Consider the following 21,375-nt stretch of genomic DNA (forward strand, 5'->3'; position numbering starts at 1 on the left):
GCGTCGAGCGGTCGTTCCGCGCCCGTCCCACACCCCATGGAAATGCCAGGTGGCCGCGCGCGTGGTGCTCGTTTTCACAGCCGCGCAAGCGGTGATCCCTGTACGATGAAGGCGCACCCTGATCGAACCAACTCTGCCTGACGCAGAGCTGGCGCGACCGTATGGCGGCCGTGTCGCCCCCCACACCCCCGTGGGCGCCGGTATCTACCGCAGTCCGCGCAAGAGGACAGCTCTCGGCGCCCGGCCCGCACGGGGCCGGCGCTACCAGGCGGCAGAAAGGCACGGGCCGTGGGATCCACGGTCACCACCACCGAACCGGAGAAGACCTCGCCGGCGTCCTCCCGCCCCGGATACGGACAGCTGCTGCGCACCCGCGGCGCCTGGACCTTCCTGCTCCCCGGCTTCGCGGCACGCCAGCCGTTCGCGATGCTCACCCTCTCCATCGTGCTGCTCGTCCAGCACACCACCGGCTCGTACGGCGCCGCCGGCGCCGTGGCGGCCGCCACCGGCGTCTCCATGGCGCTGTTCGCGCCCTACAGCGGGCGCCTCGCCGACCGCTACGGCCAGCGCGCCGTCCTGGTCCCCGGCATCCTGGTGCACACCCTCGCCGGCCTCACCCTGACGGTGCTCGCGCTGGCGCACGCGCCCCTGTGGGCGCTGTTCCTGGCCGCCGTCCCGACCGGCGCCTCGGTGCCGCAGGTCGGCCCGATGGTGCGCGCCCGCTGGGGCGTGAAGCTCCAGGGCTCGCCCCTGATGACCACCGCGGCCGCCTTCGAATCCGTCACCGACGAGCTGACCTTCGTCTTCGGCCCCCTGCTGGCGACCGCGCTGTGCACCACCGTGGCACCGGCGGCCGGCCTGGTCACGGAGGCCGCGCTGACCCTCGTCGGCGGTCTGCTGTTCGCCGCGCAGAAGAGCACGCAGCCCTCGGTCTCCGCCGACAGCGGCCACGCGCGCGTGCAGCACGCCTCCGCGCTGCGCGTCCCGGGCGTGCGCGTGCTGGTCGTCACCTTCCTGGGCATCGGCTCGGTCTTCGGCGGCATGCAGGTCTCGCTCGCGGCCTTCACGGAGTCCATCGGCGAGCCCGGTCTCAACGGCGTCCTCTACGGAATCTTCGCCGCCGGCAACATGCTGTCCGGCATCGCCTGCGGCGCGATCGCCTGGAAGGCGGCCCCCCACAAGCGCATCGTGATCGGCTACGCGGCGCTCGCGCTGGCGGCGTCCGCGCTGTGGACGGCGCACTCCGTGCCGCTGCTCGCCGCGCTCGGCCTGCTGGTCGGCATGTGCATCGCACCGTCGCTGATCACGGGCTACACGCTGGTCGACAACCTGGTCCCGGCCGGTGCCCGCACCGAGGCCTTCACCTGGCTTACCGGCGCGGTCGCGCTCGGCCAGGCCGCCGCCGTGACGGTCGCCGGACAGCTGGAGGACCGGCTGTGGGACGGCGCCGGGTTCCTGGTGCCGATGGCCGGCACCGTGCTCGCGCTGGTGACCCTGGTCACGCTGCGGTCCCGGCTGGTTCCGCGGCACGGGAACCGCACGGTCGCGCGTGGCGTCGGTCACCGCGTGCCGGTCACGGTGGACTGATCCCCGGGAATACGTCACTATGGACCGTCGTTAGCACTCATTGAGTGAGAGTGCCAGGAGGAAGACAGTGCCGACCTACCAGTACCAGTGCACCGAGTGCGGCGAGGGCCTTGAGGCGGTGCAGAAGTTCACCGACGACGCCCTGACGGAGTGCCCCAGCTGCAAGGGCCGCCTGAAGAAGGTGTTCTCCGCGGTCGGCATCGTCTTCAAGGGCTCCGGGTTCTACCGCAACGATTCCCGCGGCTCCACGTCGAGCAGCACCCCGGCGTCGAAGCCGGGCGGCTCCTCGTCCGACTCGAAGACGTCCGACTCGAAGACATCCTCGTCGTCCTCGACGTCGTCGTCCTCGACGTCGTCGTCCGGCTCCGCCAGCAGCTCCGCCGCCTGAGAACTCTCTTCCGGACCCCGCCGTCGCCCGACGGCGGGGCCTTCGGCGTTCTCCGGCACCCGCTCCCCCGCGCCCTCCCGGGCCGCTAGTGTGCTGGTCATGGCGAACGCAGAGATCGGCGTGATCGGCGGATCGGGTTTCTACTCCTTCCTCGACCACGTGACCGAGGTCCAGGTGGACACCCCCTACGGAGCGCCCAGCGACTCCCTCTTCCTCGGCGAGCTCGCCGGCCGGAGGGTCGCCTTCCTGCCCCGGCACGGCCGCGCCCACCACCTGCCGCCCCACCGCATCAACTACCGCGCCAACCTGTGGGCCCTGCGCTCGGTCGGCGTCCGGCAGGTGCTCGGCCCCTGCGCGGTGGGCGGGCTGCGCCCCGAGCACGGCCCGGGCACCCTGCTCGTACCGGACCAGTTCGTGGACCGTACGAAGTCCCGGGCACAGACCTACTTCGACGGGCTGCCGCTGCCCGACGGCACCGTGCCGAACGTCGTGCACGTCTCCATGGCCGACCCCTACTGCCCCACCGGGCGGTCCGCCGCGCTGAAGGCGGCCCGCGGCCGGGACTGGGAACCGGTGGACGGCGGCACCCTGGTCGTGGTCGAGGGCCCGCGCTTCTCCACCCGCGCCGAGTCGCTGTGGCACCGGGCCCAGGGCTGGTCGGTGGTGGGCATGACCGGCCACCCCGAGGCCGCGCTCGCCCGGGAGCTGGAGCTGTGCTACACGTCCCTGACCCTGGTCACCGACCTCGACGCGGGCGCCGAGAGCGGTGAGGGCGTCTCGCACGAGGAGGTGCTGGAGGTCTTCGCCGCCAACGTGGACCGGCTGCGGGGCGTCCTGTTCGACGCGGTGACGGCCCTGCCGGCGACCGAGGACCGTGACTGCCTGTGCGTGAACGCGCTGGGCGGGATGAACCCGGGGTTCGAGCTGCCGTAGGGCGGCGGTGTTGCCGTAGCTGCTGTTATAGGGAGGCGGGGCTGCCGTAGGGCGGCGGGGCTGCCGTAGTTGCTGTTGTGCGGAGGCGGGGCTGCCGTCGGGCGGCGGGGGCGGAGGCTGCTTGGCGGGGGCCTCCGGGGGACGGCGGGCGAGTGCGGGGGACGGGCCTGTCCGGCTGCGGAGGCCACCCGGCGGCGGGGACGGGGCCCGTCTGACGGCGGAGGCTGGCCCCTGGGCCGGCGGGCGGCTACCGGGGGACGGCGGGCGGATGCCATGGGACGGCGGCCGGGCGGAACTTCTCGTTCGGGCGGGCGAGTTATCCACAACCAGCCGGTGATCCACCGGCTCCGACGGGATCCGGCGCGAGGCCCCATCGTGGGAGGGCAAGCCGAACTCCTCGTCGCAGGCGGTGATTCCCGTGCCCTCGCTCTCCCCCATCCCGTCCCCGTCCCCGCTCTCCCCCACCACGCCCCCGCTCCCGCGGTCTCCCTCCGCCCGCTCCCCGTACCCGACTCCCCTCCGGCTCCCGCGCCCGCCGGGCACGGACGCCCCGCCGACCCGTGAGGTGCCCCCGTTCGACCCGGTGCGGGTGCGCGGTGGCCGGTACCGGCTGCACCGGCTGGTACGGCATCGCCGGCGGGCGGTCGCGGCCGGCCTCGCGGTGACCGCGGCGGCGCTCGTGGCGGCGGGTCCCCGGGCCGGACTGCCCGGCGGCACCGGTACGGAACCGCACGGCACCGCCAGGCCCCGCGGCCACCCGGTCGTCGAGCCTGCCCGAGGTCACCCGGGCGCGGGGCCCGACCCCGGGCAGACGGTCACGGCACCGCTACGACGGCACCCGGCGACCGACGTCGTGTCGGCACCGGTGCGGATCGCCGACGCGGCGACGGTGCGGCTGCTCCGGCCCGGTGACCGCGTCGACGTGGTCGCCGCACCGGACCCGTCGGCCGGGGGCGGCGGGGAGGTGCGGGTGCTCGCACGCGGGGTCCGGGTGACGACGGTGCCGGAGCCGGCGCAGTTGCCGGAGGGGTCCGAGGGGCCGGTCGCGCCGGGGACGTCGGCCGGTGCGGCGGAGAGCGGCGCGCTGGTCGTGCTGGCGGTACCGCGGGCCACGGCGGCCCGGCTGGTCGGCGCGGGCACCACCGCGCGCCTGGCGGTGACGCTGTGCTGAACCTGTTCCTACGCGCCCTCGGCGGCCTGCTGACGAGTCTTTCGATCGAGCGGGGGAGGTGGACACACCGACCGCACCGTGCCGTAAGTTGCGGAACGTTTCGTTCCACAGCCTGTGCATACAAGGAGAGTCCCCGAGGTGAGCGCGAAGCAGCAACCGAGCGTCTGGCACGGCTTCAAGGCCTTCCTGATGCGCGGCAACGTCGTCGATCTGGCAGTGGCGGTGGTCATCGGCGCGGCCTTCACGAACATCGTCAACTCGGTGGTGAAGGGGATCATCAACCCGCTGGTCGGAGCGATCGGCACGCAGAACCTCGACAGCTACAGCACCTGTCTGAAGGACCCGTGCAAGGTGGCCGCGGACGGCACGGTCAAGAGCGGGGTGCCGATCATGTGGGGCTCCGTCCTGGGCGCCACGCTCAGCTTCGTGATCACCGCGGCGGTGGTGTACTTCCTGATGGTGCTGCCGATGTCGAAGTACCTGGCCCGGCAGGCGGCCCGGAAGGCGGCGCGGGAGGGCACGAAGGAGGTCATCGACGTGACCGAGCTGGAGGTGCTCAAGGAGATCCGCGACGCGCTGGTCGCGCAGCGCGGGGCCGGGCGCGACGGGCGCTAGCGGCGCCGCGGCGGGCCGCTCAGAGGTGGTGGGGCGGCTTCTCGTCCAGGAAGCGCCTCAGGTCGGCGGCGCTGTCGCCGGCCGGGCGTTCGCCCCAGCCGCGGTCGGTGTCGTCCGAGGACTGCTGGTCCAGCGGGTCGTCGAAGACCAGCGCGGGCTTCGGATCGCGGGGCTCGGGCTCGGGGGCGGTGCTCATGCCACCAGGGTACGGCGCCCTCGGCTCCGTCCCGACGCCCCGAGCCCTCGGCTCCGTCCCTATGCCCCGAGCCCTCGGCTCCGTCCCGACGGTCCGCTCCCTGTCACCGCCGGCCCTGCCGCCGCGGACCCCGTCCCCGCCGACCGCCCCCGCCACCCCTCCCCCGGCGCTCGGGAACGCGCTCACAAGATTTCGGCCCGGTTTTCTGCTGTGCTGGGACCATGACGTCGAGTTCCGCCCCGGTGCCCGCCCCCTCGGGCGCACCGCAGCCTTCCCACCCCCTGCGACGGCTCACCGCGCGCGGGCGCGACGAGGAGCACCGCGTCGCGTCCCCGCTGGAGCTGTTCTTCGACCTGTGCTTCGTCGTGGCGATCGCGCAGGCGGGTGTGCAACTGGTGCACGCCGTAGCGGAAGGGCACGCGGGCAGGGGCATCCTCGACTACGTGATGGTGTTCTTCGCCATCTGGTGGGCGTGGATGAACTTCAGCTGGTTCGCCTCGGCGTACGACAACGACGACGCGCTCTACCGGGTCGTCACCCTGGTGCAGATCGCCGGTGTCCTGGTGCTGGCCGCCGGCGTCTCCCGGGCCGCCGCGCACCACGACTTCCTGCTGGTCTGGCTCGGCTATGTGATCATGCGGCTGGCGATGGTCTGGCAGTGGCTGAGGGCCGCGAGATCGGCCGCGGGAGCGGAGCGGACCACCGCGTTGCGGTACGCGTACGGCGTGCTGCTGTGCCAGGTCGGCTGGCTGGGTCTGGTGCTGCTGCCCGAGCCGTCCCGGCCGTGGGTGTTCCTCGTGATGGTGGTCGCGGAACTGTGTGTGCCGCTGTACGCCGAGAAGGTCCAGGAGACCTCCTGGCACCCGCATCACATCGCCGAACGGTACGGCCTGTTCACGATCATCGTGCTCGGCGAGACGATCGCCGCGGCCACGGTCGCCGTGAAGTCGGGCGTGGACGAGCACAGCGCGCTGGGCGAGCTGCTCCCCATCGCGGCGGGCGGCCTGCTGATCGTCTTCGCCGCCTGGTGGATCTACTTCGTGGTGCCCATCCACGGGCACCTGCGCTCCACCCGGCGTGCGTTCGTCTGGGGTTACGGGCACTATCTGGTCTTCGCCTCGGCGGCGGCGATCGGCGCCGGTCTGGAGGTGGCCGTGGAACAGGCGGTCGGCAAGGCGCACATCTCCGTCCTGTCCGCCTCGGCCGCCGTCACCCTGCCGACCGCGCTGTACCTGCTGACCGTGTGGGCGCTGCACTCCCGCCACTTCAAGGTCGGCCTCGCCCAGCAGCTCGTCCTGCCGGTCACGGCCCTGCTGGTGATCTGCTGCACCTTCCTGGGCGAATGGGCAGTACTCGCGGCGGGGCTGGTGTCCTCGGCCGCGGTGGCGACGGGGGTGGCCCTGACCGCGCGCACGGCCGCCCGGGAGCGCGCGGCGGAGGCCGCCGCCGAGACCGGCTGATTCCTTCGGCCCGGGGCGCCCGCTGGGCCAGACTGGCGTCCATGACAGCTGACGCTCTGACGGATGTCGCCGGGCTGCGGGTCGGGCACGCCACCCGACGCGGTGGCGGCCGACTCACCGGCACCACGGTCGTCCTCACCCCGGAGGGCGGTGCCGTCGCCGCCGTGGACGTGCGGGGCGGCGGCCCCGGCACCAAGGAGACCGACGCCCTCGACCCGCGCAACGTGGTGCAGAAGGTCGATGCCGTGGTGCTGACCGGGGGCAGCGCGTACGGGCTCGACGCGGCCTCCGGGGTGATGGCCTGGCTGGAGGAGCAGGGCCGCGGGGTTCCGGTGGGCGTGGATCCGGCGCACGTCGTGCCGGTGGTGCCGGCCGCGTGCGTCTTCGACCTGGGGCGCGGTGGCGACTTCCGGGCGCGTCCGGACGCGGCGACCGGACGCGCGGCGGTCGAGGCCGCGGCGGCCACGGTGCCGGGTGCGCGGGTGCCGGAGGGGTGCGTCGGCGCCGGCACGGGCGCCGTCGTCGGGCGGCTCAAGGGCGGGGTGGGCACCGCGAGCACGGTGCTCGGCTCGGGCGTCACCGTGGCGGCGCTGGTGGTCGCGAACGCCGCGGGGGCGGTGCTGAATCCCGGGACGGGCGTGTTGTACGGGGAGGTGTTCCAGGGCCGGGTGGAGTACCCGGAGGAGCGTGTGCACGCAGCCGCGCTGCGGCGCCTGGACGAGGCCGCCGCCGGGAACGCGCCGGCGCCGCTCAACACGACGCTGGCGGTGGTCGCGACGGACGCGGACCTCTCCAAGGCGCAGGCGCAGAAGCTGGCGGGCACGGCCCACGACGGGATCGCGCGCGCCGTCCGGCCGGTGCACCTCCTGCACGACGGCGACACGGTGTTCGCGCTGGCGACCGGCGCCCGTCCCCTCGACCCGCACCCGCTCGCGCTCAACGACATCCTGGCCGCCGGCGCGGATCTGGTGACCCGCGCGATCGTACGGGCCGTGCGCACCGCCGAGTCGGTCGCCGGGCCGGGCGGAGTGTGGCCGTCGTACACGGAGTTGTACGGCCGACAGGGGGCTGCGCGGCCGTAGAGGAGTTGCACGGCCGAAAGGGAGCTGTACGGCCGTAGGGGAAGTACACGGCCGTAGGGGGCCGCGCCGCCGGTGGGAAGCTGCACCGCCGAAGGGAAGTCGCATCGTCGACTGGGGAGGCGCGCGGCCGCCGTCGGTGTTCGTGGCCGTCAAGGGCCGGGGTTGAGCCGAGGATTGTCGCGGTTCTGTCACGTGATGGCGTTCACGGGAGTGGAAGGGAACCTTCCGCAGTGCCGGAGCCCTCTTTCTCCACGCACTGGAACGGACCACGCACATCACACGAACCTGGAGCAGCCCGTGACAACGCCGGACATTACAGCGCGGCGCGCACTCGGGGCCTGTGCCGCCCTGATGGTCGGCGCCCTCACCCTGACCGCGTGCGGCGGCAGCGCCAACGCGAACAACGACGACGGCAAGGGCGGCAAGGACTCCCCGAAGACGTCGACGGCGAAGATAGCGATCTCGGCCAAGGACGGTTCGACCGGGGCGTCCATCAACGCCACCGGAGTGAAGGTCAGCGACGGCAAGCTGACCGACGTGAAGATGACGGTGGCGGGCTCCGGGCAGACCGTGCCGGGGGCGATATCGGCGGACGGCCACACCTGGAAGCCGAAGGAGCAGCTGGAACGCGGCACCAAGTACCAGATAGCCGCGACCGCGAAGGACACCGACGGGCGCACGGCGGCGGCCAACTCCATCTTCACCACGGTCAGCTCGTCGAACAGCTTCATCGGCACCTACACCCCGGACGACGGCTCGACGGTCGGCGCGGGCATGCCGGTGTCGTTCACCTTCGACAAGTCCATCTCCGACAAGAAGGCCGTGCAGTCCCACATCACGGTCAACTCCACCAGCGGCCAGCAGGTGGTCGGGCACTGGTTCGGCGACCGGCGCCTCGACTTCCGGCCGCAGGAGTACTGGAAGGCCGGGTCCAAGGTCACGCTCTCCATCGACCTGGACGGCGTCGAGGGCGCGAAGGGCGTCTACGGCGTGCAGAAGAAGACCGTCACCTTCACGATCGGCCGCTCGCAGGTCTCCACGGTCGACGTGAACACGCAGACGATGACGGTCGTGCGCGACGGCAAGACGATCAAGACGGTGCCGATCTCGGCGGGCAGCCCGCAGCACACCACGTACAACGGGCAGATGGTGATCTCCGAGAAGTTCGTGCAGACCCGCATGAACGGCTCGACGGTCGGCTTCGGCGGGGAGTACGACATCCCGGACGTGCCGCACGCGATGCGGCTGACGACGTCGGGGACGTTCATCCACGGCAACTACTGGTACAACCGGGGCAACCCGCCCTTCGGCAGCACGGGCACCAGCCACGGCTGCGTCGGCCTCGCGGACGTGCAGGGCGCCCAGGGTGCCACCGAGGCCAAGTGGTTCTTCGACAACTCCCTCGTCGGCGACGTCGTGATCGTGAAGAACTCCCCCGACACGACGGTCTCCCCCGACAACGGGCTCAACGGCTGGAACATGTCCTGGAGCGCCTGGACCGCGGGAAGCGCCGCCTGAGCGGCGGCTTTTGACGGAACGACGGGCCGCGCGGGAACTTTTCGCGCGGCCCCGGCGTTTTCCCGGCGTACGTTTTCTCGGTTCCCGGACATGATGTCCGACCGAGGGGCTACGGTATGCACCCACAAGGTGACATGCAGCAACGCCGGGAGAAACCTTGAGCGTTCCGTACGAGACGGCAGCGTACGAACCAGCCGAGTCGCCCGAGTCTCCTGAGGAGCATCTCGCGCGACTTCTCGGCCGTGCCCTGAACTCGTTCGAGCTGCCCGACGAGGTGATACGGCTCCTCGACTGCGCGCTGGCGCACGACAGCTCGCTGCACTCCGCGTACCACAGCGCGGGGCTGCACCGGGAGACGTACCGGCACACCTGGCTGCTCGCCGACGGCACGGCGGTCACGCTGTGGGAGCTGGTGCACAACCCCACGCCGGGCAGCGCCCCGGAGCACGCGGTGTACGTCGACGAGGAGGAGCTGCAGGCCGCCACCGCCCGGCTCGGCCTGCCGCCGGAGACCCAGGACTTCGAACTGCCCGCGCTGATGCGGCTGTGGGCGATCCCGGAACCCCGGCACGTGTTCGTCTCCGACGACTCCGCGGACCACGCCCGCCGGCTGCTGCGCCGCGCGGAGAACCCCGACCGGCCCGGCGCCGAGACGGGGGCGCTGCTGGCGACGGCGACCGCCCACCACATCACCCAGGCCTTCGGCCGCCCCGGCCGGGCCGGCCGGACGGGGCTGAGCTACGCGCTGTACGAGCACGCCTTCCTGCTGCCCGACGGGACCGAGATCTCCCTGTGGGAGGTCGAGCACACGGCGACGCCCGACGGGCGGCACATGTGCGAGGTGTACATGTCGGAGGACGCGGCGCGTGACGCGATGGAGCGGCGCGCGGCACGGCGGGGATAAGGCGCCCGCCGTACAGGCGGATCAGGGCCCGGGACTCCCGTCCCGGACCCTGAGTGTCCCGCCGTGGCCCGCGCCGGTAGCCCGCTGCCTCGGCCCGTGACCGGCAGCCGTGGCCAGGGTCAGGCGGCTATCGGCTGCTTGGTCCCCTCGGGAGCGGCGGTCTCCTGTGCGGCCGGGTCGGTGGCCGGGGACTCGGGGCTCGGCTTGCGCAGGCCCTTGAGGAGGACCACCAGGGCCGTGGTGGCGCCGACGCCGGCCGCGATGGCCACCAGGTACAGCAGCGGGTTGCCGATGAGCGGGACCACGAAGATGCCGCCGTGCGGGGCGCGCAGGGTGGCGCCGAAGCCCATCGACAAGGCCCCCGTGAGCGCGCCGCCGACCATCGCGGAGGGGATGACCCGCAGCGGGTCGGCCGCCGCGAACGGGATCGCGCCCTCGGAGATGAAGGACGCGCCCAGCACCCAGGCGGCCTTGCCGTTCTCCCGCTCGGCCGCCGTGAACAGCCGAGCGCGAACGGTGGTGGCCAAGGCCATCGCCAGCGGCGGGACCATGCCGGCCGCCATCACCGCGGCCATGATCTTCATGGCGGAGTCGCTGGGGGTGGCGACGGCGATGCCGGCGGTGGCGAAGGTGTAGGCGACCTTGTTGACCGGGCCGCCCAGGTCGAAGCACATCATCAGGCCGAGCAGGGCGCCGAGCAGGATGGCGTTGGTGCCGGTGAGGCCGTTCAGCCAGCCGGTCAGGCCCTTCTGGGCGCTCGCGATGGGTTTGCCGATGACGACGAACATCAGGAAGCCGACGATCGCCGAGGAGATCAGCGGGATCACCACCACGGGCATGATGCCCCGCAACGCCGCCGGGATCCGCACCCGCTGGACGGCCAGCACCACGCCGCCGGCGATCAGACCGGCCGCCAGGCCGCCGAGGAAGCCCGCGTTGATGGTCACCGAGATCGCCCCGCCGACGAAGCCGGGGACCAGGCCGGGGCGGTCGGCCATGCCGTAGGCGATGTAGCCGGCCAGGACCGGGACCAGGAAGCCGAAGGACACCACACCGATCTGGAACAGCAGGGCGCCCCAGCTGTCGGCCTGGGTCCAGACGAAGTGGTCCATCACCGACGGCGCCTTGTTGATCTTGTAGCCGCCGATCGCGAAGCCCAGCGCGATGAGCAGACCGCCCGCGGCGACGAACGGGACCATGTAGCTGACGCCGGACATCAGCCACTTGCGGAGCTTGGTGCCGTAGCCCTCGGTGGAGTCGCCCGCGCGCTCCACGGGCGTGCCGGACGGCGCCTGCGCGCTCGCCTCACCGCGCGCCGCCTTCCCGCGGACCTCCGCGAGGAGTTCGGCGGGGCGGTTGATGCCCGCCTTCACGCCCACGTCGACGGTCGGCTTGCCCGCGAAGCGGTCCTTGTCGCGTACGGGGACGTCGTGCGCGAAGATCACGCCGTCCGCCGCCGCGATCACCGCCGGGTCCAGCCGGGTGAAGCCGGCCGAGCCCTGCGTCTCGACGACCACCTCGATGCCCGCCTCACGGCCGGCGTTCTCCAGCGACTCGGCCGCCATGTAGGTGTGGGCGATGCCGGTCGGGCAGGAGGTGACGGCGACGACACGGAAGGGGCGCCCGCCGGGGGCGGGGGTCGCGCCCGGCACCGGGGCGGATCCGTCCGCGACGGTCGCGTCCGGAGCCGGGGCCGTACTGCCCGCCGCGGCGTCGGCGGAGGCCGCCACCGACGCCGCGGCGGTGTCTTGGGAGGCAGCCCCCGCACCCTGGGGAGTACCTACGGTGCCCTGAGGAGTGCCCACGACGCCCGGCGCGGAGCCGGCGCCCCGCGCGGAGCCCGCGGCGCCCTGCGCGGAGCCCGCGTCCGCCGTACCACCGGCACCCTCGCCCTCGCCCGCGGCCGTCGGCGCCTCGTCCCCGCGGATCAGCGCCGCCGCGGCGGCCGCGTCCCCGGCCGACCGCAGGGCGTCGGTGAACTCCGCGTTCATCAGCTGGCGGGCGAGGGAGGAGAGGATCGTGAGGTGGGCGTCGTCGGCGCCGGCGGGGGCCGCGATCAGGAAGACGAGGTCGGCCGGGCCGTCCGCGGCACCGAAGTCGATGCCGTCGGCACTGCGGCCGAAGGCGAGGGTCGGCTCGGTGACATGGGCGCTGCGGCAGTGCGGAATGCCGATGCCGCCGTCGAGGCCGGTCGGCATCTGGGCCTCGCGGGCGGCGACGTCGGCGAGGAAGCCCTCCAGGTCGGTCACCCGGCCCTGGGCCACCATGCGCTGGGCGAGGGCACGCGCCGCCGCTTCCTTGGTGTCGGCGGACAGGTCGAGATCGACCAGGTCCGCCGTGATCATTTCGCTCATCGCGGGCTCCTATGCACGCGTACCGCCCGAGGGGAGGGGCGGGCGGGAGTGGGGACGGGGGTGCGGTGGGGGGACGGGGTGGTGCGGGAGGCGGGGCCGGGGGAAACCCCGCCTCCCGGGGGCGGTACGGCGGCTCAGCCGGCGTGCCACCCGGTGGCCGCGGCGAGTAACGGGGAGCCTCGCCGCTCGGAGGCCGGTGGGGTCGGCGGGTTCGGCGTCGCGGACCCGGCGCGTCCGCCCAGCCGGCGGAATCCGGGCCGGGTGCCGCAGCGCGCGAGCGAGGTCATGACACCGGCTCCGTCAGTTCGCGGTCCAGCGGGATGTCGGCCGTGACCGTCACCGCCGCCGGATCCAGGTCGGCCGGGGTCGGCATCACGCTGCCGGGAAGCCGGACGGCGGCGGCGCCGTGGGCGACGGCGGAGGCGAGGGCCTCGGGGCCGGTGCCGCCGGCGATGAGGAAGCCGGCCAGGGAGGCGTCGCCGGCGCCGACGTTGCTGCGGACGGCGCGGACGTGGGCGCTGCCGAACCACGCGCCGGTGTCCGACACCAGGAGCTGCCCGTCGGCCCCTAGACTCGCGAGCACGGCGCGCGCACCCATCGCGCGCACCTCCTCGGCCGCCTTGAGCGCGTCGCCCACGGTCGCGAGGGGCCGACCGACGGCTTCCGCCAGTTCCTCGGCGTTCGGCTTCACCACGTCGGGCCGGACGCTCAGCGCCTCCAGGAGCGCACGCCCCGAGGTGTCCAGCGCGATACGCGCGCCCCCGGCGTGCGCCCGGGTGACGACATCGGCGTACCAGGAGGGTGCGAGCCCCCCGGGCAGGCTCCCGCAGCAGGCGATCCAGTCGGCGTCGGCGGACTGGGCGCGGATGGTGTCCAGGAGCAGTTCCTGTTCCGCCGCGGACAGCTCCGGGCCCGGCGCGTTGATCTTCGTGAGCACCCCGTCGGCTTCCGCGAGCGCGATGTTGGAGCGGGTGGCACCGGCGACCGGGACCGGCGCGACCTCGATGCCCTGCGCGTCGAGCAGATCGGCGACGAGCGCACCCGGCGCACCGCCCAGGGGCAGGACGGCGACCGTGCGCCGGCCGGCGGCGGCGACGGCGCGCGAGACGTTCACACCTTTGCCGCCGGGGTCCATGCGCTCGCCGGTGGCGCGGACGACCTCGCCGCGCTCCAGGGCGGGGACCTCGTAGGTGCGGTCGAGGGAGGGGTTGGGGGTGACGGTGAGGATCATGCGCGCACTACTTCCGTGCCGCCACGCTCGATGGCGGCGGCGTCTTCCGGGCTCAGCCCGCTGTCGGTGATCAGCAGGTCCACATCGCTCAGGTCACCGAAGCGGGCGAAGTGCTCCTGGCCGTGCTTGGAGGAGTCGGCCAGCAGCACCACGCGACGCGCGGCGGCGACGGCGGCCCGCTTGACCGCGGCCTCGGCGAGGTCGGGCGTGGTCAGACCGTGCTCGGCGGAGAAGCCGTTGGCGGCGACGAACAGCACGTCGGCGCGGATCTCGCCGTACGCGCGGAGCGCCCAGGCGTCCACGGCGGCGCGCGTACGGTGCCGTACGCGCCCCCCGACCAGGTGGAGCTGGATGCCCGGGTGGTCGGCGAGGCGGGCGGCGATCGGCAGGGAGTGCGTGACGACGGTGAGCCGGGCCTCCAGCGGGATGGCCGCGGCCAGGCGGGCGACCGTCGTACCTGCGTCGAGGACCAGCGTGCCCTCGGCGGGCAGCTCGGTGAGGGCGGCCTTGGCGACGCGGTCCTTCTCGTCGGCGGCGGTGGACTCGCGCTCGGCGAGGTCCGGCTCGAAGTCGAGACGGCCGGCCGGGATGGCGCCGCCGTGCACCCGGCGGACGAGACCGGCGCGGTCGAGGGCCTTCAGATCACGGCGGATGGTCTCCGCGGTGACCTGGAACTCCTCGGCCAGTGACAGCACGTCCACCCGGCCGCCGTCACGGGCGAGCCGGAGGATCTCCTGCTGCCGTTCCGGTGCGTACATGTCCGTTCGCCTCCGCCTCATGCCCGAACGTGTGGTTTCACTGCGAGAGTACGTCCGGTTTTGCGGAATGTAAACAAGTTCGGGCCGCATCCGGGCATGAACGGGCTTTGCTCGCTGTCCGCACAGCGGTGGGGCCCGGCACCTGATCGGTGCCGGGCCCCACGTCGTGCCTGGTCAGGAAGGCGGTCGGGCTCCGCGAGAAAGCGAGTACGGGCTCCGTCAGGGAACCAGTTCCGGCTCCCGCACCGCTGCCGGAGCCTCCTGCTCCGCACCCTCGGCGTGCTGGACCGGACGCCTCGGCAGAGCGGACATCAGCAGGAAGATCGCCCCCATGATCCCGGCGACCCACCACAGCGCGTACTGGAAGGCGTGGACGAACGCCGGGCCGACCTGCTCGGACGTCAGCCGGTCGCCGATCCGCCCGAAGAAGACCACCGACACCAGACCCAGCCCCAGCGCGTTGCCCATCTGCTGGACCGTGTTGATCAGCCCGGACGCGGATCCGGCATGCTCACGCGGCACCTCCGAGAGCACCGCGTCGGTCAGCGGCGCGACGATCAGCCCCATGCCGGCCCCCATCACGACCAGCGGCAGCGCCATCTGCCAGGAGGCGATGGACTGGCCGTAGCGGTGCGCCTCCCACAGGTAGAGCAGTACACCGGCCCCCATGCCCAGCGCGCCCGCCTGGAGCACCCGGCGACCGAACCGCGGGACCAGCTGCTGCACCGACAGCCCGGCCGCCGTGGACACCGCCAGCGAGAACGGCACCCCGGTCAGCCCGGCCCGCAGCGGACTCCAGCCCAGGCCGATCTGCATGTACAGCGTCCAGACCAGGAAGAAGATGCCGAGCGCGACACCGAAGACGGTTTGCACGGCGATGCCCGCGGCGAAGCTCTTCACCCGGAAGAGGGAGAGTTCGATGAGCGGGGAACCGTCCCTGGCGGCCTTCCGTTTCTCGTACGACACCAGCGCCGCGAAGACGACGAACGCACCGGCCATGCAGACGTCCCCCCACAGCGGCCAGCCCAGCTCACGCCCCCGGGTGAGCGGATACAGCAGCATCAGCAGGCCCAGCGTCACCAGGGCGACACCGACGAGGTCCAGCTTCAGTGCCCGGGGGGCCTTCGACTCCGTGATGTAGCGACGGCCCAGCAGCCAGGCGACGACACCCACCGGAAGGTTGATGAGGAAGATGGGACGCCACTCGAGTCCGAACAGGTTCCACTCCGTCAGCAGCGCGCCCAGCAGCGGGCCGGAGACCGCGCCGAGGCCGACGATCGCACCGAACAGGCCGAACACCTTGCCCCGTTCATGGGCCGGGAAAGTGGCGTGCACGATCGACAGCACCTGCGGCACCATCAACGCGGCCATCCCGCCCTGGAGGATGCGGGAGGCGACCAGCATCTCCGGATTCGCGGCGAAACCGCACAGGGCGGAGGCGAGCGTGAAACCACCGACCCCGAGAAGGAACAGCCGCTTACGGCCGTGGATGTCACCGAGCCGGCCACCCGTGATCAGACCGGCGGCGAACGCGAGGGCGTATCCGGCGGTTATCCACTGGATCTGACTGACCGTCGCGTGGGCGCTTCGCTCGATGGACGGGATGGCGATGTTGACGATCGTCACGTCGACCAGGTCCATGAAGGCCGCGGTCATGACGATGGCCAGGGCCAGCCATCGGGTCCGGTCGGGCGTCCCGCGCCCTTGGGCGGTGTTGCTGTCGTTCGGCGTCATGAGAGGACAGTAGAACCGCACTAGGCCAGATCGTGTCCTATATCTGCGGCATGCTCAGCGGTATGACAACCGACACACCAGCCCGGCTGCTCCAGCTCCTCTCCCTCCTCCAGACGCCTCGCGAGTGGCCCGGCGGTGAGCTGGCCGACCGGCTGGGGGTCTCGCGGCGCACCGTGCGGCGGGACATCGACCGGCTGCGGGAGCTGGGCTATCCGGTGCAGGCGACGAAGGGCGCGGACGGGGGATACCGGCTGGTCGCCGGAAAGGCCATGCCGCCCCTGGTGCTGGACGACGAGGAGGCGGTCGCCATCGCGGTGGGCCTGCGGGCCGGCGCCGGGCACGCCGTCGAGGGGGTGGACGAGGCGTCCGTACGGGCGCTGGCCAAACTGGAGCAGGTGCTGCCGTCCAGGCTGCGCCACCGGGTGTCCACGCTCCAGGCCGCGACCACACCATTGACCAGCGGGGACGGGCCGAGCATCGCTCCGGAGACGCTGACCGTGATGGCGTCGACGGTGGCGGGACACGAGCGGCTGCGGTTCGCCTACCGCGACAAGGACGGCAGCGCCTCCCGCCGGCTGACCGAGCCGCACCGGCTGGTGTCGACGGGCCGGCGCTGGTACCTGGTCGCGTACGACCTCGACCGGGCCGACTGGCGCACCTTCCGCGTCGACCGCGTCAGCGAGCCGTTCGCTACGGGAGTCCGGTTCGCGCCACGGGAGTTGCCGACGGGGAGCGCCGCCGAATACCTGCGCCAGTCGATCCACCGGCGACAGGAGACGTACGCGTTCGAGGTGCGGTTCGCCGCACCGGCGGAAGCCGTCTCCGCGCGGGTCGCGCAGTGGCTCGGGACGCCCGAGGACGACGGCACGGGCGGCTGCGTCCTGCGGGGCACCACCGGCGACCCCACGGAGTGGCTGGCGGTGCGGCTGGCGATGGCGGGATACGAGTTCTCGGTGCGGGCGCCGGAGGAACTGGTGGAGGCGGCACGGGAGTTGGGGGGACGGCTGATCAGAGCGGCAAGGAAGGGGGGTGGGGCGTGAAGGGAGGGGTCACGCCTCCTGCTCCCGCCGTCCGCCCCACGCGAAGTCCCGCAGGGCGCGGAGGTTGCGCAGGGCGAGGGCCGCCGGGCTTTCGGGGCCGGTGGGCCGGGTCGTGGTGGTCGCCCAGGACTCCACGGCCACGCGGACGGCGGCAGCGGCCACGGCGGCGGCGAAGCGCAGGTCCGGGCTGGGCGGTACCGACCGGGCCCCCGCGGCTTCCGGGTCGACCGAAGTCGCCGAGTCCCCGGCCCCCTCCCCCTGCCGTTCCCCCTCCCGCTCCCGCTCCACCAGGATCTCCGCCAGTGCCGCCTCCGACGCCTGGCACACCTCCGCCCAGACCTTGCGCAGGGCCGGGCTGCTGTCGGCGAGGCGGATCAGGGTGCGGAGCCACTCCCAGGAGGCGACCGAGACGCCGATGCCCGGGGTGAGGGTGTGGCGGACGGCGTGTTCCAGCGCCTCGGGGAGGGACAGGTGGGCCGGGGCCGTACGGACCGCCTCGGTCCAGCGTTGGGCGCCGGCGGCGTAGAGCGGGGCGACCGCCTCTTCCTTGGTGGCGAAATAGCGGTAGAACGTGCGTGGTGCGATGCCCGCGGCCTGGGCGATGTCCTCGGCGCGGGTCGCCCGCAGGCCCTGCTGGACGAAAAGGGCCGCCGCCGCCCGGGCGATCTCCATCCGGGTCTCGGCCTTCCGGCGTTCGGTGAGGGACACCGGTGCGGAGGCGGAAAACGGCTGGTGGGCGGCGCTGGGGGTGGTGCTCATCCCGGCAGGCTATGCCCGTGTGGCAGAATCTGCCATCCGGCGGTCCACCCCGGGGTTCAGGTACGGGGTGGGCCGCCATTCCACCATGTCGGCACGCTGAGACGCAGGCCGCGCAAGCCGCGCGGGGCCAGACCAGGCTGGACCGCGACTCCGGAGGCCGGACCGCGACCCCCGCGAGAGAAGGCCGGACTCCGGCGCCCGGGGGGGATGGGCGCCGAAGCCCGGCTCGGGAAGTCCCGGCGCCGGGGGGGGATTGCGTCGGGACGTGGTTCACGTGGGGTCGGCCGAGGGGGATCGGCCGGGGGCGGTGCGAGTGGGGAGTGCGGTACCCAGGGCCCGTTCCCGGGCCCGCAAGGGTTGTTCCCTCGGGCCCCGGGGTTGAAGCGACAGGACAGCGCCATGTTTGCGCCGTCTTTCGCCACCAGGCGTACGCCCCGTACACCCCCTGCGTCACGCCGCCGCGTCGAAGCCGGTCTGGTGGGCCAGCTTCTTCAGCTCCAGCAGGGCGTGCTTCTCGATCTGCCGGATCCGCTCGCGGGTGAGTCCGTGCTCCTTGCCGACCTCGGTGAGGGTGCGCTCGCGGCCGTCCTCGATGCCGTACCGCATCTTGATGATGGAGGCCGTGCGCTGGTCCAGGCGGCCGATCAGGTCGTCCAGTTCCTCGCTGCGCAGCAGGGTCAGGACCGACTGCTCGGGGCTGACCGCCGAGGTGTCCTCCAGCAGGTCGCCGAACTGGGTCTCGCCCTCGTCGTCCACCGACATGTTCAGCGAGACCGGGTCGCGGGCCCAGTCGAGGACGTCGATGACGCGCTCCGGGGTCGCGCCCAGTTCCGCGGCGATCTCCGCGGGCTCCGGGTCGCGGCCGTGCTCGCGGTTGAACTCGCGCTGGACGCGGCGGATACGGCCCAGCTCCTCCACCAGGTGGACGGGGAGGCGGATCGTGCGGGACTGGTCGGCGATGGAGCGGGTGATGGCCTGACGGATCCACCAGGTGGCGTACGTCGAGAACTTGAAGCCCTTGCGGTAGTCGAACTTCTCGACGGCGCGTACCAGGCCGGCGTTGCCCTCCTGGATCAGGTCGAGGAGGGGCAGGCCGCTGCGCGGGTAACGCCGGGCGACCGCGACGACCAGGCGGAGGTTGGAGCGGATGAAGACGTCCTTGGCCCGCTCGCCGGCGGCGACCAGGGCCTCCAGTTCCTCGCGGGTGGCGTCCGACGCGGACTCCTCCTCGCCGTCGAGGACCTGCCGCGCGAACACACCCGCCTCGATGGTCTGGGACAGCTCGACCTCCTTGGCGGCATCGAGCAGCGGCGTACGCGCGATCTCGTCGAGGTACATGCCGACCAGGTCGCGGTCTGCGATCTCGCCGCCATGAGCGCGAACACTGCTTGCCGAGTCGGCCGTCTCGCCGGTGGCGGACTGACGACGGGCGACGGCACGGGTTGCCATGCGTGCTCCCTTGCGATGGTGGGCTGGCGGGTGGTCCTGGCGAACGCCCGGCACGGACGGGGACCGTCTCGGGGACTGGCTCACTCGTTCCGCGGCCTTCGTTCCGAGACTTTCTCCGAGTGCCCGGCATCCGTGGGAAACAACGACTGGAATCCGGACAGAATTCCCAACCCACCCCTCGATTTTTCTGATCATGCAGTACCCTGTTCCGCCACGCGAGGAGGCGAGATGCCGTCGGATCATGCCGAGGTGCAGGTCAGGCCGGGGTTGGAGGGCGATCTCGAAGCCCTTACGGCCATCTACAACCACTATGTGCGTGAGACGGCCATCACATTCGACACCGTCGGTTTCACTCCGGAAGAGCGCCGCCCTTGGCTGCTCTCCCACCCGGAAGACGGCCCGCACCGTCTGATGGTTGCCACGGACCCGGGGTCACGGCGGATTCTGGGGTACGCCACGTCCAGCCCTTACCGTCCGAAGCCGGCGTACGTGACGTCGGTGGAGACCTCGGTGTACGTCGCTCCGGACGCCGGACGGCGCGGGATCGGCACCCTGCTGTACGGAGCCCTGTTCAGGGCGCTGGCCGGAGAGGACGTGCACCGCGCGTACGCCGGGATCGCCCAGCCCAACGAGGCGTCGACCCGGCTCCACGAGCGGTTCGGCTTCCGGCACGTCGGTACGTACGGCGAGGTGGGCCGCAAGTTCGGCCGCTACTGGGACGTGGCCTGGTACGAGAAGCGCCTGTAGCCCCCCGCCCTCACCCGAACTGCACGGACCGCTTCGCCATTCCCATCCAGAACCCGTCGATCACCGACTTCTGCGTGTCCAGCTCGCCGCCGGCCTCCGCCGCGCCCATGGTGACGAAGAGCGGGGCGAAGTGTTCGGTGCGGGGGTGGGCGTAGCGGCCGGCCGGGGCCTTGTCCAGGAAGGCGAGCAGGGCGTCCCAGTCACGGGCCTCCAGGGCCCGCCGGCCCCAGTCGTCGAACTCGGAGGACCAGCTCGGCACGCCGCCGGAGTGGCGCAGGGCGGCGAGGTTGTGGGTGAAGAAGCCGGAACCGACGATCAGCACGCCCTCGTCGCGCAGGGGGGCGAGCCTGCGGCCGATGTCCATCAGGCGGACGGGGTCGAGGGTGGGCATGGAGATCTGCAGGACGGGGATGTCGGCGGCGGGGAACATCTCGACGAGGGGGACGTAGGCGCCGTGGTCGAGGCCCCGGTCGGGGATGTCCTGGACGGGGGTGCCGGGGGCGCGCAGCAGCTTGCGGACGGCCTCGGCGAGCGCCGGTGCGCCGGGGGCCGGGTACCGGACCCGGTAGTAGTGCTCGGGGAAGCCCCAGAAGTCGTAGACCAGCGGGACGGTCTCGACCGCGCCGAGGGCCAGCGGGGCCTCCTCCCAGTGCGCGGAGACCATGAGGATCGCCTTGGGGCGGGGCAGGCCGGCGGACCAGGCGGCGAGCTGGCCGGGCCAGACGGGGTCGTCGGCGAGCGGCGGGGCGCCGTGGCTGAGGTACAGGGCGGGCATGCGCTCCTGGGCGGTGGCGGACATCGCGGCGGCTCCCAGTGGTCCACTTGCTTTAAGTCTCAAGCTCTCACTCGAGACCCTACGCCCGACTTGTTCAAACTTCAAGGAGCTCCCTCGTACAGTGGATGCATGAACACGGCACCGGACTCCGCCGACGCACGGCACCGCTGGCTCAGCGACGAGGAACAACGCGTCTGGCGCGCCTACCGGCACGCCACCACCCTGCTGGAGGACCACCTCGACCGGCAGCTGCAGCGCGACGCGGGCATGCCGCACATCTACTACGGCCTCCTCGTCGGCCTCGCCGAGGCACCCCGCCGCCGGCTGCGGATGACGGAACTGGCGATGCAGGCCAAGATCACCCGCTCCCGGCTCTCCCACGCGATCGCCCGGCTGGAGAGGAACGGCTGGGTCCGCCGCGAGGACTGCCCCTCCGACAAGCGCGGCCAGTTCGCCGTACTCACCGACGAAGGCCACGAGGTCCTGCGGCGCACCGCGCCCGGCCATGTGACCGCCGTACGGCAGGCCCTGTTCGACCGGCTCACCCCGGAACAGCAGAAGGCCCTCGGCGAGATCATGGAGATCGTCGCCGAGGGCCTCCAGCCCAACGAAGCGGGTGCGGACCTTCCCTGGCTCCGTTAGATCACCGTACGGCTGCCCGCGGTCCGGTCGCC

20 protein-coding genes are annotated in these 21,375 nt (G+C 72.6%); 12 read left to right on the forward strand and 8 right to left on the reverse strand.

The annotated features are described in order from the left end of the window. Positions 1–288: 288 nt before the first annotated feature. From ACZ7N4_RS11575 to mscL, 5 genes are all read left to right on the forward strand, one after another. Positions 289–1,587 (forward strand): MFS transporter, encoded by a 1,299-nt coding sequence (locus tag ACZ7N4_RS11575; RefSeq protein ID WP_471356626.1) that lies wholly within the window; start codon positions 289–291, stop codon positions 1,585–1,587. Positions 1,588–1,654: 67 nt separating this feature from the next. Then, positions 1,655–1,975, forward strand: a complete 321-nt coding sequence (locus ACZ7N4_RS11580; protein ID WP_471356629.1) for an FmdB family zinc ribbon protein — start codon at positions 1,655–1,657, stop codon at positions 1,973–1,975. A 99-nt stretch (positions 1,976–2,074) separates the two neighbouring features. Then, positions 2,075–2,908, forward strand: coding sequence for an S-methyl-5'-thioadenosine phosphorylase (locus ACZ7N4_RS11585; protein ID WP_471356631.1), 834 nt, complete (start codon positions 2,075–2,077; stop codon positions 2,906–2,908). A gap of 565 nt (positions 2,909–3,473) precedes the next feature. Next, positions 3,474–4,079, forward strand: coding sequence for an RcpC/CpaB family pilus assembly protein (locus ACZ7N4_RS11590; protein WP_471357137.1), 606 nt, complete (start codon positions 3,474–3,476; stop codon positions 4,077–4,079). Positions 4,080–4,217: 138 nt separating this feature from the next. Next, positions 4,218–4,694 carry a large conductance mechanosensitive channel protein MscL gene (gene mscL / locus ACZ7N4_RS11595; RefSeq protein ID WP_471356633.1) on the forward strand — a complete coding sequence of 159 codons (477 nt, stop codon included), beginning with the start codon at positions 4,218–4,220 and terminating at the stop codon, positions 4,692–4,694. A 19-nt stretch (positions 4,695–4,713) separates the two neighbouring features. On the opposite strand, the gene ACZ7N4_RS11600 is transcribed toward mscL, so the two are convergent. After that, positions 4,714–4,890 (reverse strand): hypothetical protein, encoded by a 177-nt coding sequence (locus ACZ7N4_RS11600; RefSeq protein WP_208032721.1) that lies wholly within the window; start codon positions 4,888–4,890, stop codon positions 4,714–4,716. Between the two features lie 221 nt (positions 4,891–5,111). Here ACZ7N4_RS11600 and ACZ7N4_RS11605 point away from each other — a divergent pair, with 221 nt between their 5' ends. The 4 genes from ACZ7N4_RS11605 (at position 5,112) to ACZ7N4_RS11620 (ending at position 9,854) form a co-directional block, all read left to right on the forward strand. Then, on the forward strand, positions 5,112–6,350 hold the full coding sequence (locus tag ACZ7N4_RS11605; protein WP_471356635.1) for a low temperature requirement protein A: 1,239 nt from the start codon (positions 5,112–5,114) through the stop codon (positions 6,348–6,350). Between the two features lie 41 nt (positions 6,351–6,391). Then, positions 6,392–7,432, forward strand: coding sequence for a P1 family peptidase (locus tag ACZ7N4_RS11610; protein WP_471356637.1), 1,041 nt, complete (start codon positions 6,392–6,394; stop codon positions 7,430–7,432). A 297-nt stretch (positions 7,433–7,729) separates the two neighbouring features. After that, positions 7,730–8,950: a L,D-transpeptidase gene (locus ACZ7N4_RS11615; RefSeq protein ID WP_471356640.1), complete on the forward strand. Its 1,221-nt coding sequence runs from the start codon at positions 7,730–7,732 to the stop codon at positions 8,948–8,950. A gap of 157 nt (positions 8,951–9,107) precedes the next feature. Then, on the forward strand, positions 9,108–9,854 hold the full coding sequence (locus ACZ7N4_RS11620; RefSeq protein WP_471356644.1) for a DUF6227 family protein: 747 nt from the start codon (positions 9,108–9,110) through the stop codon (positions 9,852–9,854). A gap of 119 nt (positions 9,855–9,973) precedes the next feature. On the opposite strand, the gene ACZ7N4_RS11625 is transcribed toward ACZ7N4_RS11620, so the two are convergent. The 4 genes from ACZ7N4_RS11625 to ACZ7N4_RS11640 all read right to left on the reverse strand — a co-directional run bounded on the left by ACZ7N4_RS11625 (position 9,974) and on the right by ACZ7N4_RS11640 (position 15,931). Then, positions 9,974–12,208, reverse strand: coding sequence for a PTS fructose transporter subunit IIABC (locus tag ACZ7N4_RS11625; RefSeq protein ID WP_471356647.1), 2,235 nt, complete (start codon positions 12,206–12,208; stop codon positions 9,974–9,976). A 283-nt stretch (positions 12,209–12,491) separates the two neighbouring features. After that, positions 12,492–13,439 (reverse strand): 1-phosphofructokinase, encoded by a 948-nt coding sequence (gene pfkB / locus ACZ7N4_RS11630; protein ID WP_471356649.1) that lies wholly within the window; start codon positions 13,437–13,439, stop codon positions 12,492–12,494. Then, positions 13,436–14,197 (reverse strand): DeoR/GlpR family DNA-binding transcription regulator, encoded by a 762-nt coding sequence (locus ACZ7N4_RS11635; RefSeq protein WP_471356652.1) that lies wholly within the window; start codon positions 14,195–14,197, stop codon positions 13,436–13,438. Before ACZ7N4_RS11635 ends, pfkB begins: the two co-directional genes overlap by 4 nt. 219 nt (positions 14,198–14,416) lie before the next feature. Continuing rightward, entirely contained in the window at positions 14,417–15,931 is a 1,515-nt protein-coding gene (locus ACZ7N4_RS11640; protein WP_471356654.1) for an MFS transporter, read from the reverse strand. Between the two features lie 62 nt (positions 15,932–15,993). Between ACZ7N4_RS11640 and ACZ7N4_RS11645 the strand changes: the two genes are divergently transcribed. Further along, entirely contained in the window at positions 15,994–16,971 is a 978-nt protein-coding gene (locus ACZ7N4_RS11645) for a helix-turn-helix transcriptional regulator (RefSeq protein WP_471356657.1), read from the forward strand. Positions 16,972–16,980: 9 nt separating this feature from the next. Here ACZ7N4_RS11645 and ACZ7N4_RS11650 read toward each other — a convergent pair whose 3' ends face one another. Continuing rightward, positions 16,981–17,643: a TetR/AcrR family transcriptional regulator gene (locus ACZ7N4_RS11650; RefSeq protein ID WP_471357140.1), complete on the reverse strand. Its 663-nt coding sequence runs from the start codon at positions 17,641–17,643 to the stop codon at positions 16,981–16,983. 537 nt (positions 17,644–18,180) lie between these two features. Further along, the gene (locus ACZ7N4_RS11655) at positions 18,181–19,179 is read right to left on the reverse strand and encodes a sigma-70 family RNA polymerase sigma factor (protein WP_471356659.1); all 999 of its coding nucleotides are present in this window, start codon (positions 19,177–19,179) and stop codon (positions 18,181–18,183) included. Positions 19,180–19,407: 228 nt separating this feature from the next. On the opposite strand from ACZ7N4_RS11655, the gene ACZ7N4_RS11660 reads away from it, so the two are divergent. Continuing rightward, positions 19,408–19,926 carry a GNAT family N-acetyltransferase gene (locus ACZ7N4_RS11660; protein WP_471356661.1) on the forward strand — a complete coding sequence of 173 codons (519 nt, stop codon included), beginning with the start codon at positions 19,408–19,410 and terminating at the stop codon, positions 19,924–19,926. Between the two features lie 10 nt (positions 19,927–19,936). Here ACZ7N4_RS11660 and ACZ7N4_RS11665 read toward each other — a convergent pair whose 3' ends face one another. Then, the gene (locus tag ACZ7N4_RS11665) at positions 19,937–20,725 is read right to left on the reverse strand and encodes a dioxygenase family protein (protein ID WP_471356664.1); all 789 of its coding nucleotides are present in this window, start codon (positions 20,723–20,725) and stop codon (positions 19,937–19,939) included. 105 nt (positions 20,726–20,830) lie between these two features. On the opposite strand from ACZ7N4_RS11665, the gene ACZ7N4_RS11670 reads away from it, so the two are divergent. Further along, positions 20,831–21,343, forward strand: coding sequence for a MarR family winged helix-turn-helix transcriptional regulator (locus ACZ7N4_RS11670; RefSeq protein ID WP_471356667.1), 513 nt, complete (start codon positions 20,831–20,833; stop codon positions 21,341–21,343). The last annotated feature ends 32 nt before the right edge of the window (positions 21,344–21,375 follow it).

It is taken from the genome of Streptomyces sp. NPDC107654 (assembly GCF_055639035.1).

Bases quoted from the DNA above. Each gene is read 5' to 3' on its own strand.
- ACZ7N4_RS11585 (WP_471356631.1), top strand. From the start codon at position 2,075: ATGGCGAACGCAGAGATCGGCGTGATCGGCGGATCGGGTTTCTACTCC.
- ACZ7N4_RS11600 (WP_208032721.1), bottom strand. From the start codon at position 4,890: ATGAGCACCGCCCCCGAGCCCGAGCCCCGCGATCCGAAGCCCGCGCTG.
- ACZ7N4_RS11605 (WP_471356635.1), top strand. From the start codon at position 5,112: ATGACGTCGAGTTCCGCCCCGGTGCCCGCCCCCTCGGGCGCACCGCAG.
- ACZ7N4_RS11610 (WP_471356637.1), top strand. From the start codon at position 6,392: ATGACAGCTGACGCTCTGACGGATGTCGCCGGGCTGCGGGTCGGGCAC.
- ACZ7N4_RS11625 (WP_471356647.1), bottom strand. From the start codon at position 12,208: ATGAGCGAAATGATCACGGCGGACCTGGTCGATCTCGACCTGTCCGCC.
- pfkB (WP_471356649.1), bottom strand. From the start codon at position 13,439: ATGATCCTCACCGTCACCCCCAACCCCTCCCTCGACCGCACCTACGAG.
- ACZ7N4_RS11635 (WP_471356652.1), bottom strand. From the start codon at position 14,197: ATGTACGCACCGGAACGGCAGCAGGAGATCCTCCGGCTCGCCCGTGAC.
- ACZ7N4_RS11640 (WP_471356654.1), bottom strand. From the start codon at position 15,931: ATGACGCCGAACGACAGCAACACCGCCCAAGGGCGCGGGACGCCCGAC.
- ACZ7N4_RS11645 (WP_471356657.1), top strand. From the start codon at position 15,994: ATGACAACCGACACACCAGCCCGGCTGCTCCAGCTCCTCTCCCTCCTC.
- ACZ7N4_RS11650 (WP_471357140.1), bottom strand. From the start codon at position 17,643: ATGGAGATCGCCCGGGCGGCGGCGGCCCTTTTCGTCCAGCAGGGCCTG.
- ACZ7N4_RS11655 (WP_471356659.1), bottom strand. From the start codon at position 19,179: ATGGCAACCCGTGCCGTCGCCCGTCGTCAGTCCGCCACCGGCGAGACG.
- ACZ7N4_RS11660 (WP_471356661.1), top strand. From the start codon at position 19,408: ATGCCGTCGGATCATGCCGAGGTGCAGGTCAGGCCGGGGTTGGAGGGC.
- ACZ7N4_RS11665 (WP_471356664.1), bottom strand. From the start codon at position 20,725: ATGTCCGCCACCGCCCAGGAGCGCATGCCCGCCCTGTACCTCAGCCAC.
- ACZ7N4_RS11670 (WP_471356667.1), top strand. From the start codon at position 20,831: ATGAACACGGCACCGGACTCCGCCGACGCACGGCACCGCTGGCTCAGC.